The sequence below is a fragment of the Marinifilum fragile JCM 15579 genome (genome assembly GCF_001310955.1).
Lineage (GTDB): Bacteria > Bacteroidota > Bacteroidia > Bacteroidales > Marinifilaceae > Marinifilum > Marinifilum fragile.
The window spans coordinates 1-16,349 of record NZ_BAZX01000047.1 but is presented as its reverse complement, the minus strand read 5'-3'; the positions used below and the strand labels follow the sequence as shown (position 1 = coordinate 16,349).

Genomic DNA, 16,349 nt, shown 5'->3' with positions numbered 1-16,349 from the left:
AAACAAAGAAATAAAAGCCAATTTCAGCAACCAACATACATGGATATGGTGGCTATTCAGAGGAATTAAAACAACACCTAATTAACAATTGGAATACTATTGACTCCTATCCTGAAGCATCTGCCGAAAGTTTTATAAATGTATTAGCTAAAGATCTAAAGGTTGAAACCGACATGTTGTTGGCCGTAAATGGTGCAACTGAAGCTTTTTACTTAATTGCACAATGCTTTAATAACAGCAGTTCAACCGTAATTATACCTACATTTTCAGAATATGAAGATGCCTGTAAAATCAATAATCACAAACTGAATTTTATAAACTGGAAAGACTTGTCCTCTTCTTCCAGTTTCAATACTGATTTGATTTGGATCTGTAATCCGAATAATCCTACAGGCGATATTTTATTAAAAAAAGATCTGGATATTTTATTAAAGAATCATCCAAATTCGGTTTTTGTATTGGATGAAGCTATATAGATTTCACTGATGTAATTTCATCTTCAATAGATTTAATCAAAAAACATCAAAATCTAATCATCGTTAAATCTCTCACAAAAAACTTCTCAATTCCCGGCCTGAGATTGGGATATTTGATCGCAAACAAGGTATTGGTACAGAAAATTGAATTCTACAAGGCTCCCTGGACGGTAAATTCACTCGCAATTGAGGCTGGAAAATACCTAATTCAGCACAAATCGGATGTTTTGCCTCCTGTAAAACACTATAAATCAAGTACGGAAAAATTCACTAAAAAATTAGCGGAAATTTCAGGCATTAAAATTCACCCAACAAAAACTTCCTATTTTTTGATCGAACTAGAAAAAGGAGACTCTACAGAGCTAAAAAATTATCTGGTTTCTGAATTTGGCATCCTGATTCGCGATGCTAAAAATTTTCGTGGCCTAAATTCTTCTTATATTCGCGTGGCAACATTAAATGAAGAAAAAAATCAGTTGCTAATTGATGCATTACAAAAATGGAGCAAATTAAATACATTATAATACCTCTTCTTATTGGATATGTTTTGGATCTAATTTTTGGAGATCCCAGGAAGTTACCTCACCCTATAGTTGGTTTTGGAAATTCAATTTCTATTCTGACCCAATGGTTGAACAAAGGAAAAAATAGATTGATTAAAGGTGCAATGATGTGTTTGTTTTTGGCATCATCAGTATTTGCTCTTTTTTACCTGTCGTCATATTTATTGCTACAGCTTAATGAATACGCGTACATTGTTTTTACATCGGTATTTGTATTTTATGGATTGGCCAACAAAAGCCTTCTGCAAGAAGGAATTGAAGTCTTTTACCATTTAAATAGCATGGGATTAGAAGCCGGACGTAAAAGACTATCCTGGATTGTTGGGCGAGATACATCCCAATTAACTGAGCAAGAAATTCGCTTAGCTGTATTCGAGACCTTATCAGAGAATTTATCAGACGGTGTTGTTGCTCCTCTCTTTTACTATGCAATTGGTGGAATTCCTGGCATGATGTGCTACAAAATGATTAACACCATGGATTCCATGATTGGATACAAAAATGACAAGTACATATTATTTGGTAGATTCGCAGCACGTTTGGACGATGTGGTTAATTTTATCCCATCCAGAATTACTGCCTTTTTAATGACCTTTGTTACATTGAGTTATCGCGGGCTTAAATTCATATTTAAATATGGGAAAGCACATACAAGTCCTAATGCAGGATATCCTGAATCAGCATTGGCTGGCATTTTAAATTGTCGATTTGGCGGTCCCCATGATTATGGTGGAGTTAGCGTTGATAAACCTTATATTGGTGAGAATGATCGACCTTTGAAAAATGAGGAAATCAATAAAATCAGATACATAAACCATGCTGTATGTTTTGTTAGCATCCTAATTATTATTGCATGCTATTTACCATGGAATAGCCTGTTTTAAAAAAGGGAAAAAATATTCTTGCCAGACTTATAAATTCGTAAATTCACCATAACAAATAATTCTTATATATAACACTTAAATTTAGCTATGATTCATTTAATTACGGGAGGGCAAAGATCTGGAAAAAGCGAATTCGCAGAAAAATTGATCTTAAGTAAAACTCCAAATCCTGTATATATGGCCACGTCACGGGTTTGGGATGATAATCATAGAAAAAGAATTGAAGCTCATAAAACTCGCCGGGGATCTCAATGGAGCAACATCGAAGAAGAAAAGTTCTTAAGTCAGCATGATGTAAATAATAGAGTCATCTTACTTGACTGCATTACACTTTGGCTCAATAATTTTTTCTTCGATAATGGAGAGGATGACGATAAAACAATAGCTCAGGCCAAAGAAGAGCTGGACAAAATATTCTCAAAGGATTGTGATTGGATTATTGTAACGAATGAGTTAGGCTTGGGTGGTCATCCTGGTAATGAAATGGCAATGCGCTTTAATGACATCCAAGGAACCATTAACCAATATATTGCAGCTAAGGCTGATATTGTTAGCATGGTTATATCGGGAATTCCACTTGAAATAAAGAACACACTAAAATAAACCACTAACTAAACTAACATGAACAAACTCCTTACAATTGGAGCACTATTAATTGCTCTTTTATTTACTACATTCTCTTGTAAAAGAGTTCCTACAAAAGCCGAGAAAAGGATTAAGGTTGGCGTATTCGACAAAAATGGCGATAGCCCATGGTGTATTGCCGATGCAGTTGAAGCTTTAAAAATAGATCCAAAAATTGATTGTGAAGTGATTCGTGCAAGTCAGATTGTATCTGATGAAATTCTTGATTTTGATGCAATTGTATTCCCTGGTGGAAGTGGCAGAAGCGAAACCATGAGTCTTGGAGAAACTGGTATTGAACGAGTTGTTTCTTTGGTAAAAGATAAAGGTATAGCTATTGTTGGTATTTGTGCTGGAGCATACATCATGACCAATACTCCAAACTATCCAAGCTTAAATCTTACTGGCTATAAAGCCATTGATATTGAGCATGATCATCGTGGACATGGATTGGCAAAATTCTCTTTATCTGAAGAAGGAGAGAAAATCTTTCCAGAATTAAAAGATCGTGAAATTTCTTTTTGTCAGTATTACGAAGGACCGGTTTTGGTTTCTGCTGAAGATGAAATTGAAGAAGGATCATTGGGAATCATGTTGTCTGATGTTCACACAGTTGAAGGAACACCTGCAAACATGACTAACAACAGACCATTTATAGTAGCCAACACAGTTGGAAAAGGAAAAGTGGCTTCATTTGTTGGTCACCCTGAATGTACTCCTGGAATGCGTTGGATGCTTCCTCGTATTGTTCGTTGGGCTACAAATAGCGAAATGGTAAAATATCCTAAGTCTGTAGTGCGTCCTGATTTCTTCAAGAAGGAAATTATTTATACCAAAGAGATTCAGGATCTTCAATCAAAATACTACAATAACCTTTCAGGATCAAAAGAAGAGAAATTGGAAGCAATTGATAAGGTAATTGAATTGGCTTGTTGGTCTTCTAAAAAATGGATTCCTGGATTATTGCGCGATAAAGATGCTGATGTAAGAAGCAAAGCTTCAATTGCATTGGTAAAATTAGAAAGAACAGATGCATTAGCGGATTTGGAAGTAGCCTTCGCTAATGAAACAAACGATGACTGTAAAATTCAGTTGAAAAAAAGCTTAACTGAATTAAAAAATATTCTTGGTAAAAATAGAAATTAACAGATGATTGAATTTAAAATTGATTCTTTATCAGATAACTTAAATAAAGAATTACAGGAGAAGATTGATACGAAAACCAAACCAATTGGTTCGTTAGGAATGTTGGAAAAAATTGCTTTCCAATTAGGGAAAATTCAAAATAGCCTGAATCCTGAGATTAACAATCCTAATGTGGTTGTATTTGCTGGAGATCATGGTATTGCTGATGATGGAGTTAGTTTTTATCCAAAATCTGTTAGCTACCAAATGCTATACAATTATATGGAAGGTGGTGCAGCATCAACTGTATTTGCAAAGCAACACGGTATCAAATTTAATGTAGTTGATGCGGGTGTTGATCATGATTTTGATCCAAGCCTTCCTATAATAAACAGAAAGTTGGCCTACGGTACTAAAAATTACCGATTGGAACCAGCTATGACCAAAGAACAATGCCTCGAAGGAATTAAACGAGGTGCCAAAGTAATTGAAGAAATTCACCAAAAAAGTTGTAATTTCATTATTTTCGGTGAAAAAGGAATCGGAAATACTTCATCAGCTTCACTAATACTTAGCCTTTTAGGAGATATTTCTTTGGAGGAATGTGTTGGCAGAGGTACTGGATTAGATAAGGAAGGTGTAAAAAGTAAATTCGATCTTTTAAACGAAGGGCTTTTAAAATATAACAAATCCAATGATCCAATTGATGTGCTTACTCACTTTGGAGGATTTGAAATTGTGATGATTGTTGGGGCCATGTTAAAAGCCGCCGAACTTAAAATGACACTTTTAATTGATGGTTCATAATTACATCGGCATTACTGGCTGCATTTAAAATCAACCCTAAAGTAAAGGATTACTGCTTATTTGCACACAAATCAAATGAACAGGCTCACATTAAAATGCTGAATATCATTGGCGGCGAACCAATTCTAGACATTGGCATGCGCTTGGGAGAAGCAACAGGAGCAATGGTTTGCTATCCTTTAATAAAGAGTGCAGCTCAATTCATGAACGAAATGGCTTCCTTTCAGGATGCAGGTGTTAGCGAAGCAAAAGAAGAAATATAAACCAGATTAAAATCAGTATCCATATGAATTTCGATATAAAAACTCCAAACAAAGAGTTGATAGAACAACTTCAACACAAAATTGATTTTAAAACCAAACCAATTGGTTCATTAGGAATGTTAGAACAATTGGCTGTTAAAATAGGTTGTATTCAAAATACCTTATCTCCTGAATTAAATAAACCAACTATAATGGTTTTTGCTGGAGATCATGGCATTGCATTAGATGGCGTTAGCTTATCCGCAAGAGGTAACCTGGCAAATGGTTGCCAACTTTATGGCTGGTGGTGCTGCCATTAATGTATTTGGTCGTCAGAATGGCATTGATATAAAAATTGTTGATGCAGGTGTAAATTACGATTTCGACAAAGAATGGAATGTAATTGATGCCAAAGTTGCTCATGGAACCAAATCATACCTTAATGATGCAGCCATGACTGCAGAACAATTTCAACTAACCATTAAAAGGGGAGCTGACTTGGTAGAGCAAGCTCACAAAGATGGAACCAATATTATTGGATTTGGTGAAATGGGTATTGCAAACACCTCTTCTGCAGCTGTTTTATTGCATTTATTGGCTGATGTAGATTTAAAAGAATGCGTTGGACGAGGTACTGGATGGGACGATGAAGGCTTGAAAAGAAAATATGAAATTTTGAAATCGGCCGTTGAGAACTATAAAGGTGACTCATCTATTGAAAATATATTCGCTCACTTCGGTGGATTTGAAATTGTAATGATTGCTGGTGCCATGTTAAAGGCAGCCGAACTGAAAATGATCATCATGGTAGATGGATTTATCATCACTTCAGCACTTTTGGCTGCATCTAAAATAAATCCTAAAGTATTGGAGTATTGTATTTTCACTCACAAATCGAACGAAAATGGCCACAAGCACATGCTAGCACATTTAAATGCCGATGCAATTTTAGATTTGGGCATGCGATTGGGCGAAGGAACTGGTGCTGCTGTAGCTTATCCTATTATCGAATCAGCGGTTAACTTCCTGAATCAGATGGCTAGTTTCGAGGATGCTGGCGTAAGCAATAGCGATAAAGTCCTTAATGAATAACATCAGTTCTAAAGCTTAGAAAAAATATGAAACGCGAACTCAACATTTTCTTTACAGGTTTATCCTTTTTTACAAGAATTCCATTTCCAAAATGGGCTGATTTTAAAAAGGAATACCAGCACGAAGCCATTAAATATTTTCCTATTGCTGGCTTGCTAATTGGTGGTGTTGCGGCTTTAGTATTTTATTTGAGTAACTTGCTTTTACCTTTCAATTTGGCAGTGATATTGAGTATGGTAGCCACAGCATTGCTAACCGGAGCATTACACGAAGATGGTTTTATGGATGTTTGCGATGGATTTGGTGGTGGTTGGACCAAAGAAAGAATCCTTGAAATCATGAAGGATTCGTTAATTGGTGCATTTGGCGTTACCGGAATCATCTTCCTGATATTGACAAAATTTTATTGTCAGTTCTCCATATCTGCAAATCAATTGCCTTGGATTTTAATCGCTGCACACTCAACAACACGAATGGCATCAGCTACTTTGGTAAACACGCACCAATATGCAAGAGTTGAGAATTCTAAAGCCAAAGACTATTCACAAAAACTAAGCATTGGTAATTTTATATTTATGATATTAACAGGAATTTTACCTTTGGCTCTTTTAGGTAATGCTAAATTTTTCCTGATTATAATTCCTGTATATCTTTGCAAGTTCTTGTTAGGAAGATATTACAACAAGTGGATAAACGGATACACAGGCGATTGCATTGGAGCAACGCAACAAGTTTGCGAAATCGTCTTCTACCTATCTTATATATCACTTTTAAACTATTAATATTACAAAATGGAAATCTATTTAATTCGTCATACCGCAGTAGCAGTAGAACAAGGAGTTTGCTACGGACAAAAAGATGTTGATTTGGCCAAAACATATCCTGAAGAATTGGAAACTGTCAAGAAAAATCTTGATGGAGTGGAGTTTGATAAAATCTATACAAGTCCTCTTTCAAGAGCGAAAAAACTAGCCAACGATATTTATCCTGATCAAGCCCAGGAGGAAGCTAGATTAATGGAGTTGCACTTTGGGGATTGGGAAGGAAAAGTTTGGGACGAAATTAAAGATCCTTTCCTTGAGAAATGGATGGAAGATTTTGTAAACCTTAAATGCTCTAATGGTGAGTCGTTTGTAATGCTTCGCGATCGTGTATTAGAATTCTGGAATGAATTGAAAGCACAAGATCACAAAAAGGTTGCCGTGTTTACTCATGGCGGTGTGATTCGAACCATTCAGGCCATCGAAAAAAACATCAAGCTGGAAGATTCATTTAATATCGCAACACCAGCATTTGGCGAGGTAGTTGTAGTAAATGTATAAGCTTCTTTCAATAGTATAAGATTAAGCAGAACCTATTGGTTCTGCTTTTTTGTGTGCTTTTTATTTGGTAAAAACTAATAACTATATGAAAAACACACTTCTCACTCATGCAAAGAGTGTAGTTTTTGGGTAAAATATGCTTTGCACGAATGGGAAGCATATTTTTTTGTAAATCCATATACAATGCAAGCATGTATAAATCATTTTTTTCTAATGAAACATACTTTGCAAGCATGTGAAGTATATTTTTTTTGCGTAAAATAAGCTTTGCATGCATGAGATGTATATTCCTCTGTAATAAAATATACAGTGCAAGAGTGATATACACATTTTTTTATGGTCGAACATGCATTGTAAGCTTCCAATGCAAATTTTCCTAAAAATAGAGTCCGATTTTCTACATAAATACCTATTAAAAAGGGGTAAAAAAGATCAGATACATTCATTCCAAATTAACTTAGGGAAGCATCTCAAATTTGCCAGCAAAAAATAAAATAGTATTTTAGCAAACTGGAATTAACAATAATTCAACATGAAACAACTGTTTATTTCTTTGATTTGCTTGCTTTTAATGTGTATATCATGCACAGAACGTGTGGTATTCACGCATGAGAAGGTTACTCCGGAATATGCAGAAATCGAAAGCAAAGATGATGTACATGCCTTTGCTGACAGCCTTATTACTCCTTATATCTATACCAAGGTAATTTCCTTAAGAAAGCTTCCTGTAAACGAGAAAAAGCAGAAGTTTATAGAAATGTTATTGCCTTCTGTTCTTCTTGCGCAACACAATTTAAATCAGAAAATAAGAAGAGTAGAACACATTGAAAACTGGCTAACACAACATCCCAATTACATCGAGAGCGATAGTATTTTCCTTTTTCAGTTGTTCGAGCAGTACAATTGCTCCGAAATATCCGAATTAAAGAAAAGATTGAAACCGCACCCTGCAAGCATCGTTCTTGGTCAAGCTGCTTTGGAATCAGGTTGGGGATCATCCAGATTCTTTCAGGAAGGAAATAATGTTTTTGGCATATGGTCCTACAACAAAGAAGAGAATAGAATTAAAGCATTGGTTGGAAGGGATTCTACACATATTTATGTACGCAAATATTCCAGTATAGAAGAATCGGTAGACGATTATTATCAGACCATTGCCAGGGTACGTGCATATAAGGAATTTAGATTGGAGAGATCAAATACCAATGATCCTAGTAAACTGGTGCCATTATTGTATCGATATTCGGAGATTGGAGAGGCTTACACGAAGAAACTCAATAGCCTAATAAAGAACAACAAGCTTACTCAATACGATAATTACACGATTGATGATAAGTACTTGCAAAAGGAAACCATTGAATTGGCTCAATTAAATAAATTTCCTCTAAACAGTGTTTATTGAAGAATATTTTTGTGTTAATTTTATTTGATTTTTCTCTGAAATCGTTATTTTTAGGCTTGTTTTGATGAAAAAATATAAAATCAAATAATCATAAAATTCAAAGTATGAAAAAGTTAATTTTATTTATTGCAGTATGTTTTTGTGCAACAAGTTTATTTGCACAAACAGCCGAGGAATTCAAAAATGCTGGTAATGATGCGTTAAGATCTAAAGATTACAAAACAGCGTTGACAAACTTGGAAAGTTATGTTGCTGCAATTGACACAGTTGATAAGCCAGTAGTTTATAACCTAGGTGTTGCTGCATACAAAACAAAAGATTACGCAAAATCTGAAAAATATTTCAATCAGTCAATTGAGAATGATTATAAGAAATTTAATTCATATCAGTATTTATCAAATTCTTTGAAAAAGCAAAAGAAGAATGATGAAATGATTGCAACATTGAAGAAAGGTATTGAAGCTTGTCCTACAAAAAATAAGAAATTAAAAGCATCTTTGGCTAAAGAATACTTTGGCTCTGCACAAAAAGCAAATAATTTCGAAAAGTCAGAAGACCTTTATAAAAAAGCTGCAGGGATAGAATCTAAATATAAAGAAACTGCGCTTTTAGCATTGGGTCAGTTGTATTATAATAAAGGAGCTGAATTTTGGCCAGCAAATCAAGATAAAGCTAAATCATATTTTGAAAAATCAACAAATACATTAAATGATGTATTAAAAATGAATCCAGGAAGAAAAGAAGCTTCAGATTTAATTGCAACAATTAAAGGATTGGTGAAGTAATTTCTTAGAAATAATATAAATAAAAAGGGATACTCAAAATTGAGTATCCCTTTTTATATTCTTTCGTATAGGAAATTGTATTTTCATGCCATTCATGATGAGATTAAATTACAACTACATTCAGAAAATTCTTTTCAAGGGCATTCTGCTCTTAGTAGTATGTATTTTGCCATTTTCATCCTATGCCAAAAGTGATTTGAAAGGAGAGTTCAATTTACACTCCGTAAACTTTGTTCAAAAATCTATTGATGTTAGTAAGTCTGATGAAACACTTTATTTTTCACTGAGAGCTTATTCTCTGCAAGGACTAAACAAAGTTGATATTTACTTCGAATCTCCATCGGGGAAAGAAGTGATTCAAACCACTTGTGAGAATAAGAAAAAAACCAAAGTAGGAATGCTTTTGGGTAGAATCTTATTTAAGAAGAAATCGGAAAGCGGTGAATGGAAAATAAGCAAAATTGTTTTAGTCGATTGGGAAGCAATTGCCACACCTACGACAAAAAATTCCTGGCTGAAAATAAGTTTACTCACTCATTGTTGATTAAAAACAAAAGGTAGTTTTCCCATTCCTACATATTCAAGAAAAATTTCTCTTATTTATCACTAGTCTTAATTAATAGTAATTCAGTAAGATACTGATTTCATTACTGTTTTTAACTAATTTCTCCACATTTCTTACGCTCTTTTATTAGCATCTTTGCAGCATACAAAATACTATTAACCGTGCATGTTGCACGAAGAAAAACAAACAAATGGCAAAGATTAGTTCTAAAGATGCTTTAAGATACCATGCCGAAGGACGTCCTGGTAAAATTGAGGTGATTCCAACAAAACCATACCGAACTCAACGAGATCTGGCTTTAGCTATAGTCCTGGTGTTGCTGAACCATGTCTTGAAATTGAAAAAAACGCTGCAGATGCTTATCGTTACACAGGTAAAGGAAATCTTGTAGCAGTAATTTCTAACGGAACTGCAGTTCTAGGTTAGGTAATATTGGAGCATTGGCTGGAAAACCGGTTATGGAAGGTAAAGGTCTGTTGTTTAAGATATTTGCAGATATAGATGTTTTCGACATCGAAGTTGATGCAACTGATGTTGATAAATTTGTTGAAACCGTTAAAGCAATTGCTCCAACCTTTGGAGGTATTAACCTTGAGGATATAAAAGCTCCTGAATGTTTCGAGATTGAAGAAAGATTAAAAAAGGAACTTGATATCCCTGTAATGCATGACGATCAGCATGGTACTGCTATTATTTCTGCTGCAGGTTTATTAAATGCTCTTGAACTGGGAAATAAGAAAATTGAAGATGTAAAAGTGGTGGTAAATGGAGCAGGAGCTGCCGCAATATCTTGTACCAAACTTTACATTTCATTAGGGGTAAAACCTGAAAATGTAATCATGTGCGATAGTCGTGGTGTTATCAACACCAAACGCACCGACTTGAACAAGCAGAAAAAACAGTTCATGACAACTCAAGACATTGATACTCTTGAACAAGCTTTGGTAGGTGCCGATGTATTTTTAGGTTTATCAGTTGGTGGAATCATGAGTAAAGAAATGGTTCTTTCAATGGCTGAAAATCCTGTTGTATTTGCATTGGCAAATCCTGATCCTGAAATTTCATACAATGATGCTTTCGATGCTCGTAAAGATGTCATTGTAGCAACGGGTCGTTCCGATTATCCTAATCAAATCAACAATGTATTAGGTTTCCCTTATATTTTCCGAGGAGCACTTGATGTTAGGGCTACAGCTATTAACGAAGAAATGAAAATCGCTTCGGTTCATGCCATTGCCAAATTGGCAAAAGAACCTGTTCCTGAGTCAGTACATACAGCTTACGATGAACCAATATTGTATTTGGCAGACATTATATTATCCCTAAAGCATTGGATCCTAGATTGGTTTCAAGTGTTTCCATTGCAGTTGCAAAAGCTGCTGTTGAATCAGGTGTTGCACAAAAAGAAATTACCGATTGGGATGCCTACGCTGAAGAGTTGAAGCAAAGGTTGGGAACTGAAAATGAGTTACTGAGAACAGTATTCAACAAAGCTAAAAGATTCCCAAAACGTGTTGTATTTGCCGAAGGTAATAACTTTAATGTTCTTAAAGCTGCACAAATTGCATTGCATGAAGGAATTGCAAAGCCAATTATTCTAGGTAATGCAGAAAATATCAAGCGCATTGTTGAAGAAAATGAATTGGATTTGACTGGCGCCGATATTATTGATGTTAGAAGTGAAGCTGAAAGAAATAGAAGAGATTGTTACGCCAATATTTTATGTGAGAAACGAGGCCGTAAAGGTTTAACTCATAAGGAAGCAGCTGAGAAAATGTACGACCGAAATTATTTCGGTGCCATGATGGTTGAAAATGGCGATGCAGATGCATTTATTTCAGGATATGCAACCAGATATTTCGAAGCTCTTAAAATTGCCAGCAAAGTTATTGGAATTGAAGAAGGAATGAAAACTCTTGTGGGAATGAACATTATCATGACCAAGAAAGGACCTCTTTTCTTCTCTGATACAACGGTAAATTCTGAACCAACACCTGAATCGTTGGTTGATACAACATTAAGTACCGCTAGAGCATTAAAAACATTCAATGTTGATCCGGTTATGGCCATGGTATCATACTCAAACTTTGGTTCGGTAAGAAAAGGTAGTCCGGTAAGAGCCAATAAAGCAATTGAATATCTGCATGAAAATCATCCTGAATTGCCAGTGGATGGTGAAATGCAATTAAACTTTGCTCTTGATAAAAAGCTGAGAGATGAAACCTTTGCTTTTAACAAAATCAAAGGAAAAGATGTGAATACAATCATTTTCCCAAATCTTAGCTCCGGAAATATTGCTTACAAGCTAATGCAAGATCTTGGTGGTTTGGAAAATATTGGCCCTATTTTGTTGGGAACAGCAAAACCTTTCCATATAGTACCAATGGGATGTTCTGTAAGAGAAATCATTAACATGACGGCCATAGCGGTAGTTGATGCACAAGGATAAGCTTTAAAATTAATTCAGATATGAAAAGGATGGAAGTTAATTCCATCCTTTTTCTTTTTTAATTAAGAAGACACATTTTAATTGACAATTGGTATTGTTATATCATTGGACTTTCTATTTTTGCAAAAAATTTAAATCATGAGTGTAATATATATTCTGGACCTTATTGGGACGCTAGTATTTGCCATAAGTGGAACATTGTCTGCGGCAAATAAAAAGCTTGATTTATTTGGGGCTTACTTTACTGGATTTATTACAGCCATTGGCGGTGGTACGCTAAGAGATGTGGTTTTAGGTAACTTCCCAGTTGCCTGGATTAGTGATTTAAATTATATCGTGATTATTAGTTTGGGGGTAGTTCTTACTTTTCTTTTCAAAAATACAATCATGACCTTAAAACGTACATTATTTCTTTTTGATACGATAGGAATTGGCGTTTTTACAATTATAGGGATTGAAAAATCATTGAACTTGGGAATTCATCCATTTCTGGCAATTATAATGGGTTTATTCTCTGCTGTCATGGGTGGTGTAATTCGAGATACCTTATGTAACGATATTCCATTAATTTTCAGAAAAGAAATTTATGCTACTGCATGTCTTGCAGGTGGAGTGCTATTCATTTTATTAAACTCGTTAGGAATTAATTCTGCATTAAATCAGTTCCTTACCATTTCTTGCATTATACTTTTCAGATTGCTATGTATCAAGTTTAAAATCTCATTGCCTGTATTAAAATACTAGCTAATAAGCCATTCCTTTTTCTTTAACGAGCCGAAATTTCGTATATTTAGTAAGCTCGTTAAAAAGGATTCAAATGGCTAATAGAGAGAGAAAAATTTCCATAAACAAACAAGTTCTTCATTTTACTCCAGATGATTCCAGGGTGGTAACTCATTTTTTTACGCCAGGGAACAGCAAGCGTATTGAGAACATTTTTGAACGCATTTTCCTTTTGTCTGAAGAGGAGGCAAAAAAAATTTTAGATCAGACCTTAAAAAATTTTTCCAAGCGCCATCGCAATATAAAGAGAATTTTTAAGGACAATTTCGACAAAATTATTAAAACAACAGAATTCGAAAATAACTTTAGCCTGGAACAAAAGCTATTAATTGGTTCTTATTTCACCATGGAATATTCCATTGAATCCGCTGCGCTTTTTAATCCATCCATTGTTATTCACCCTGAGGCTATCGATTCTGAATCAGGTAGATTAAAGGTTCTATTAAGCTTCAGAGCTGTAGGAGAAGGACATATTTCTTCAATTGTCTTTAGACGAGGGGTAATTAGATCCAATGGTGAATTACTGGTTCAAAAAAGCAGTGCTTTGGTTGAACGGGTAAACCGAACTCCTAATTCCATATATCTAAAAAGTGATTTTTGCCTGAAGTTAAAAGAAATTGGTACTTATGATTTGGTATCAAAAATATTGGACAATCTGTTGGATGAATTCACATTTGATGAACTAGAGGAAGCCATTCAAATCTTCAGAAAAATGAAGGATATAAAGCATAAAAAAATTGGAAGAAGTAGCGAAGAGGCTATAGATACCTTACTGTGGTTAGCCAACGCTAATTATGAGATCAAATTTTCACCAGAGTTGGATATTAGCGCACGAGTAATTTTCCCAGTTTCAAATAATGAAATCAAAGGAGTTGAAGATGCCAGGTTTGTATTATTTAAAAATGGTAATGGAACGGGAAAACATGTTTACTATGCAACATATACAGCATACAATGGATTTACAGCTTTACCACAATTAATAGAAACTATTGATTTTTGTCATTTTAAAGTATCTGTCCTTTTGGGTGAAGGGTCGAAAGGTAAAGGCATGGCCTTATTTCCAAGAAAGATAAATGGCAAATATGCAACCATTTCAAGAAATGATAATGAAAACCTGTACATCATGTTTTCTGACAATATAAAATATTGGGAAAATCCCATTCTATTGAAACCTCCGGCTTTTTATTGGGAATTTTTCCAAATTGGCAACTGTGGTTCTCCCCTTGAAACCGAAAAAGGCTGGCTTCTTCTAATCCATGGAGTAGGTCCTGTTCGAACCTACACCATAAGTGCTATTCTGCTTGACCTTGAAGATCCAACAAAAGTTATCGGATTATTAAAGGATCCATTTTTAATTCCTAACGAACAAGAAAGAAACGGTTATGTGCCTAACGTTGTGTATTCATGTGGCGCAATTATTCACAATAACATGCTAATCCTTCCATATGCAATGTCTGATTCACGCTCTGGAATTGCATCCCTTAAAGTAAAGGAATTGTTTGATAAGATGATTTATTATTAATGCACTATTTTTCTGCTTAAATCCAATTGTTCTGGCCTATAATAGAATTGTGCACCTTCAATTGGCGGTACCAAAAGATTTTGATACAATTCAATATGTCTATTGGCAATTTGGGTCCAATTAATTTTCTCATTATTAATCCTGATATTCTCCTGAAATTCAATCCTTAAGTCATCATCTTGCAGCAAATTGGTGATATGATTTACATATTCATCATCATTTGAAGCATAAAATCCTCCTTTGACTTCTTCTATCCAGTTTTTGAAACTCATTAATTCGGATGTTACTACTGGCAGCAACAAAGCTGATGCCTGGGCCAATACACCACTTTGAGCTCCCTTAAGATAAGGAAGAGTCATAACATCAGCAGCACTCAAAATTGTATCCAAAGTAAATTGTGGAAATTTACCATAAATGATTTTAACATGTTTCTTAATTTCTGGCTTGTTCAGTAATTTATACAAGTGGTCTTTATATTCTGAATGCTCATTAATTCTACTTCTGGAAGCCATTAGCAAAATTAAATCTTTATTCTTTTCAACTAAACGTGGTAGTAATTCTATAATTTTCTCAAAGTTTTTAGTAGATCTCATATAGCCTGCTAATAAAAGTACTTGTTTGCCTTCTAATCCAAGCAATGCCTTTGCATTATCAATTCTCTTTACTTCACGCACTCCATGTGGAATAACAAGTATTGGTTTAGGACAATCATAGTTCTCCAAAAGAATATCTTTCTGAAAGTTTTCATGAACAATTATAGCACTGCTCAAATTTAAAATATGTTGAACGATTAATTTTTCTTGATATTTAAGATCTTCAAAAATAGTATGCAATGTTACAACAACAGGTGTATCCGCTAAATTACAGCGAATTAAAAACTCTACTATCTGAACACCACGCTGATCTCCAAATAAGCCAAACTCATGTTCAATTTGAACAATATCAGGAGTTAATCTTTCTACATGAAAGAATAATTTGGAAGCAATGTCCTGGTCTTGTGGTGTATATACCTCAAATACATTATTTCCCTTTGCTCCAATTTGAGCCAATATTCTAATTTCTTTTCCTTTGGCACTTACAGAATCACTTAAATATTGTGTGTAAGTTGCAATTCCACACTCAGTAGGTGGATAAGTTGAAACATATGCAATTCTCATAATAGGCTTAATTAAAATGTTTTAAAAGATCTTGTACACTTGTAATTGCAAGACAAACCGTCTCATCACAAGCGCCATAATAAATCCACAATTCTCCATTATCTTTCTCCACTAAGCCATTTGTAAAAACAACATTAGGGAAAAAGCCATTTTTCTCATATTCCATTTCCGGAATCAATACAGGAGCATCTACTTTCTTTAATATTTTAGTAGGATCATGAAGATCAAGAAGCAGTAATTTTAAGGAGTAAACACTTTCTTCTCCTTTAGCATGATAAATTACCAACCAACCTTCATCGGTTTTAATAGGAGAGGAACCAGCGCCAATTTTTTGTTGTTCAGTTTTTGAACCATCAGGACGTAACAAACAAATATGTTCTCCCCAATTCATCATATCAGGAGAAGTGGCGTACCAAATAGAAGGCAATCCAAACCCCTTATTATCCGGGCGATGAATTGCTGCATATTTTCCATTCACTTTTTCAGGAAAAAATGCCACATCCTTGTTTAAAGGAGGGAAGACAATTCCCAGTTTTTCAACATTTATAAAT

The 16,349-nt window shown here is 34.6% G+C and carries 17 protein-coding genes and 2 pseudogenes; 17 read left to right on the top strand and 2 right to left on the bottom strand.

Annotation, left to right across the window (positions count from 1 at the left end):
- The first annotated feature begins 20 nt into the window (after window positions 1-20).
- The 17 genes and pseudogenes from JCM15579_RS22090 to JCM15579_RS19155 all read left to right on the top strand — a co-directional run bounded on the left by JCM15579_RS22090 (window position 21) and on the right by JCM15579_RS19155 (window position 14,641).
- On the top strand, window positions 21-476 hold the full coding sequence (locus JCM15579_RS22090; protein ID WP_083464778.1) for an aminotransferase class I/II-fold pyridoxal phosphate-dependent enzyme: 456 nt from the start codon (window positions 21-23) through the stop codon (window positions 474-476).
- Window positions 473-1,000, top strand: coding sequence for an aminotransferase class I/II-fold pyridoxal phosphate-dependent enzyme (locus tag JCM15579_RS22085; protein WP_083464777.1), 528 nt, complete (start codon window positions 473-475; stop codon window positions 998-1,000). Before JCM15579_RS22090 ends, JCM15579_RS22085 begins: the two co-directional genes overlap by 4 nt.
- Window positions 976-1,923, top strand: coding sequence for an adenosylcobinamide-phosphate synthase CbiB (gene cbiB / locus JCM15579_RS19215; protein WP_054722820.1), 948 nt, complete (start codon window positions 976-978; stop codon window positions 1,921-1,923). The genes JCM15579_RS22085 and cbiB overlap by 25 nt, the downstream gene beginning before the upstream one ends.
- Before the next feature lie 87 nt (window positions 1,924-2,010).
- Window positions 2,011-2,526, top strand: a complete 516-nt coding sequence (locus JCM15579_RS19210) for a bifunctional adenosylcobinamide kinase/adenosylcobinamide-phosphate guanylyltransferase (protein ID WP_054722818.1) — start codon at window positions 2,011-2,013, stop codon at window positions 2,524-2,526.
- A gap of 18 nt (window positions 2,527-2,544) precedes the next feature.
- Window positions 2,545-3,693 (top strand): BPL-N domain-containing protein, encoded by a 1,149-nt coding sequence (locus JCM15579_RS19205; RefSeq protein ID WP_054722816.1) that lies wholly within the window; start codon window positions 2,545-2,547, stop codon window positions 3,691-3,693.
- A gap of 3 nt (window positions 3,694-3,696) precedes the next feature.
- Window positions 3,697-4,742 (top strand): annotated as a pseudogene (cobT, locus tag JCM15579_RS19200) (nicotinate-nucleotide--dimethylbenzimidazole phosphoribosyltransferase).
- Window positions 4,743-4,765: 23 nt separating this feature from the next.
- A pseudogene (gene cobT / locus JCM15579_RS19195) lies at window positions 4,766-5,813 on the top strand (nicotinate-nucleotide--dimethylbenzimidazole phosphoribosyltransferase).
- A 26-nt stretch (window positions 5,814-5,839) separates the two neighbouring features.
- A complete protein-coding gene (locus JCM15579_RS19190; RefSeq protein ID WP_054722815.1) occupies window positions 5,840-6,595 on the top strand; it encodes an adenosylcobinamide-GDP ribazoletransferase in 756 nt (251 codons plus the stop codon).
- A gap of 9 nt (window positions 6,596-6,604) precedes the next feature.
- Entirely contained in the window at window positions 6,605-7,135 is a 531-nt protein-coding gene (gene cobC / locus JCM15579_RS19185) for an alpha-ribazole phosphatase (RefSeq protein ID WP_054722813.1), read from the top strand.
- Between the two features lie 532 nt (window positions 7,136-7,667).
- Window positions 7,668-8,537 (top strand): glucosaminidase domain-containing protein, encoded by an 870-nt coding sequence (locus JCM15579_RS19180; protein ID WP_054722811.1) that lies wholly within the window; start codon window positions 7,668-7,670, stop codon window positions 8,535-8,537.
- A 104-nt stretch (window positions 8,538-8,641) separates the two neighbouring features.
- On the top strand, window positions 8,642-9,322 hold the full coding sequence (locus JCM15579_RS19175) for a tetratricopeptide repeat protein (protein ID WP_054722809.1): 681 nt from the start codon (window positions 8,642-8,644) through the stop codon (window positions 9,320-9,322).
- 97 nt (window positions 9,323-9,419) lie between these two features.
- Window positions 9,420-9,866 carry a hypothetical protein gene (locus JCM15579_RS19170; RefSeq protein WP_157471566.1) on the top strand — a complete coding sequence of 149 codons (447 nt, stop codon included), beginning with the start codon at window positions 9,420-9,422 and terminating at the stop codon, window positions 9,864-9,866.
- Between the two features lie 211 nt (window positions 9,867-10,077).
- A complete protein-coding gene (locus JCM15579_RS21045; protein ID WP_218186249.1) occupies window positions 10,078-10,278 on the top strand; it encodes a hypothetical protein in 201 nt (66 codons plus the stop codon).
- Window positions 10,279-10,327: 49 nt separating this feature from the next.
- A complete protein-coding gene (locus JCM15579_RS21040; RefSeq protein WP_218186248.1) occupies window positions 10,328-11,329 on the top strand; it encodes a malic enzyme-like NAD(P)-binding protein in 1,002 nt (333 codons plus the stop codon).
- On the top strand, window positions 11,218-12,336 hold the full coding sequence (locus JCM15579_RS21035; RefSeq protein WP_218186247.1) for a phosphate acyltransferase: 1,119 nt from the start codon (window positions 11,218-11,220) through the stop codon (window positions 12,334-12,336). Before JCM15579_RS21040 ends, JCM15579_RS21035 begins: the two co-directional genes overlap by 112 nt.
- Before the next feature lie 138 nt (window positions 12,337-12,474).
- Window positions 12,475-13,080: a trimeric intracellular cation channel family protein gene (locus JCM15579_RS19160; protein ID WP_054722805.1), complete on the top strand. Its 606-nt coding sequence runs from the start codon at window positions 12,475-12,477 to the stop codon at window positions 13,078-13,080.
- A 73-nt stretch (window positions 13,081-13,153) separates the two neighbouring features.
- Window positions 13,154-14,641, top strand: coding sequence for a glycoside hydrolase family 130 protein (locus tag JCM15579_RS19155; RefSeq protein ID WP_054722803.1), 1,488 nt, complete (start codon window positions 13,154-13,156; stop codon window positions 14,639-14,641).
- Here the strand turns inward: JCM15579_RS19155 and JCM15579_RS19150 are convergent.
- Entirely contained in the window at window positions 14,638-15,798 is a 1,161-nt protein-coding gene (locus tag JCM15579_RS19150; protein WP_054722801.1) for a glycosyltransferase, read from the bottom strand. The two genes, JCM15579_RS19155 and JCM15579_RS19150, sit on opposite strands and share 4 nt — an antisense overlap.
- Window positions 15,799-15,805: 7 nt before the next feature.
- Window positions 15,806-16,349, bottom strand: a 544-nt coding sequence (locus JCM15579_RS19145; protein ID WP_506256067.1) for a glycoside hydrolase family 130 protein, incomplete at its 5' end; no start/stop codon positions are given.

What these genes read in the sequence shown, in the direction of transcription:
- JCM15579_RS19150 (WP_054722801.1), bottom strand. Translation starts at nt 15,798, where the DNA reads ATGAGAATTGCATATGTTTCAACTTATCCACCTACTGAGTGTGGAATT.
- JCM15579_RS21045 (WP_218186249.1), top strand. Translation starts at nt 10,078, where the DNA reads ATGGCAAAGATTAGTTCTAAAGATGCTTTAAGATACCATGCCGAAGGA.
- cbiB (WP_054722820.1), top strand. Translation starts at nt 976, where the DNA reads ATGGAGCAAATTAAATACATTATAATACCTCTTCTTATTGGATATGTT.
- cobC (WP_054722813.1), top strand. Translation starts at nt 6,605, where the DNA reads ATGGAAATCTATTTAATTCGTCATACCGCAGTAGCAGTAGAACAAGGA.
- JCM15579_RS19175 (WP_054722809.1), top strand. Translation starts at nt 8,642, where the DNA reads ATGAAAAAGTTAATTTTATTTATTGCAGTATGTTTTTGTGCAACAAGT.
- JCM15579_RS19205 (WP_054722816.1), top strand. Translation starts at nt 2,545, where the DNA reads ATGAACAAACTCCTTACAATTGGAGCACTATTAATTGCTCTTTTATTT.
- JCM15579_RS19160 (WP_054722805.1), top strand. Translation starts at nt 12,475, where the DNA reads ATGAGTGTAATATATATTCTGGACCTTATTGGGACGCTAGTATTTGCC.
- JCM15579_RS19155 (WP_054722803.1), top strand. Translation starts at nt 13,154, where the DNA reads ATGGCTAATAGAGAGAGAAAAATTTCCATAAACAAACAAGTTCTTCAT.
- JCM15579_RS19210 (WP_054722818.1), top strand. Translation starts at nt 2,011, where the DNA reads ATGATTCATTTAATTACGGGAGGGCAAAGATCTGGAAAAAGCGAATTC.
- JCM15579_RS19190 (WP_054722815.1), top strand. Translation starts at nt 5,840, where the DNA reads ATGAAACGCGAACTCAACATTTTCTTTACAGGTTTATCCTTTTTTACA.
- JCM15579_RS19180 (WP_054722811.1), top strand. Translation starts at nt 7,668, where the DNA reads ATGAAACAACTGTTTATTTCTTTGATTTGCTTGCTTTTAATGTGTATA.
- JCM15579_RS19170 (WP_157471566.1), top strand. Translation starts at nt 9,420, where the DNA reads ATGAGATTAAATTACAACTACATTCAGAAAATTCTTTTCAAGGGCATT.